This is a genomic window from Bradyrhizobium sp. P2_E8, assembly GCF_056403875.1.
Genome location: NZ_JBFUES010001509.1, coordinates 1 through 1,209, shown reverse-complemented (window position 1 = coordinate 1,209; position 1,209 = coordinate 1). Strand labels below are relative to the sequence as shown.

The following is a 1,209-nucleotide window of genomic DNA, read 5'->3' as shown; positions in this document are numbered from 1 at the left end:
CGCCAATTACCGCGCGCTGCTTGGGGACGCCTCGGCACAGCTCATGCTGCTGGTCAGCCGGCAGCGCGACCACAGAGAGTTCCGCCTGTCGCGGGCGGCGGAGTAGGCCATGGCCGCAAAGCTCGGCGCAGGTTCGGGATCGTCGCTCAAGCGCGGGGACCCCAGTGATCTCGACCTCACCCATGAGATCAACGTCACGCCGTTCATCGACGTGATGCTGGTGCTGCTGATCATCTTCATGGTGGCAGCCCCGCTCGCCACCATCGACATCGGCGTCGAGCTGCCGGCGACCGCGGCCGAGCCGGCGCCGCGGCCGGACAAGCCGGTCTTCGTCACCGTGAAGCCGGACCTGTCGATTGCCGTCGGCGAAGACGTCGTGGCTCGGGAGGCGCTCACCTCGTCGCTCGACACCGCCACCAGGGGCCGCAAGGACGAGCGTATTTACCTGCGCGCCGACAAGGCGGTTTCCTACGGTGATCTGATGGACGTGATGAACACCCTGCGCAACGCCGGGTATCTTAAGGTCGCCCTCGTCGGCCTCGACGGACGCAGCTGATGACCGCGAACGCCTTTGCCCTGCATGAGCCACTCGGCGAGCGCGAGGGCGCACGCTGGGGTGTCTCGGCCGCGGTGATCGTGGCGTTGCATCTTGCCGCCGTGCTGCTTGCGACGAGCTGGCTCAGGTCGCAGCCGGAGCAGGGCGTCAGCCTTCCGGCGATCTTGGTCGATATGGCGCCGGTGACCTCGGCGCCGCAGCCAATGCCGGACGACGTCGCGCCCGGGCCGGTGATGCAGGAGGCCGACGCTTCGCCGCCGGAGCCAGCGCAGCGGCAAATGACAGAGGAAACCATCGCGCCGACACCGCCGCAGGACAAGCCCGACGTCGTGGCACCGCCTGAGCAGAAGCTGGAGCCGACACCAGCCAGGCCCGAACCCGCGAAGATCGCGCCGGTCGAAAAGCCTGCGCCTGACAAGCCGAAGATCGTTCGCCGCGAGGCAAAGAGGCCCTCGGATGCCACGCCCGCGCCGCGCACCAGCGCGCCGCCGCGCGCCGAGCGGGAGGCGCCGATGGCGTCCGCGATGAGCGCGGGCGCGGTGGCCTCGGCGATCGCGTCCTACAATCAACGCGTCCGCGCGCATCTGATGCGCTTCCACCAATATCCGTCAGCAGGCGGCGGTCAGCGCGGCGTTGCCAGGCTGAGCTTCACC

General features: G+C 69.1%; 2 protein-coding genes and 1 pseudogene. All 3 read left to right on the top strand.

Features of this window, described 5'->3' with window-relative positions:
- Positions 1 to 106, top strand: a pseudogene (locus AC1D00_RS41865) (tonB-system energizer ExbB); the annotation flags it as partial.
- Between the two features lie 3 nt (positions 107 to 109).
- On the top strand, positions 110 to 556 hold the full coding sequence (exbD, locus tag AC1D00_RS41860; RefSeq protein ID WP_477014740.1) for a TonB system transport protein ExbD: 447 nt from the start codon (positions 110 to 112) through the stop codon (positions 554 to 556).
- Positions 556 to 1,209, top strand: a 654-nt coding sequence (locus AC1D00_RS41855) for an energy transducer TonB (RefSeq protein ID WP_477014739.1), incomplete at its 3' end; no start/stop codon positions are given. The genes exbD and AC1D00_RS41855, both read left to right, overlap by 1 nt.

Coding starts and splice junctions, on each gene's coding strand:
- exbD (WP_477014740.1), top strand. CDS start 110: ATGGCCGCAAAGCTCGGCGCAGGTTCGGGATCGTCGCTCAAGCGCGGG.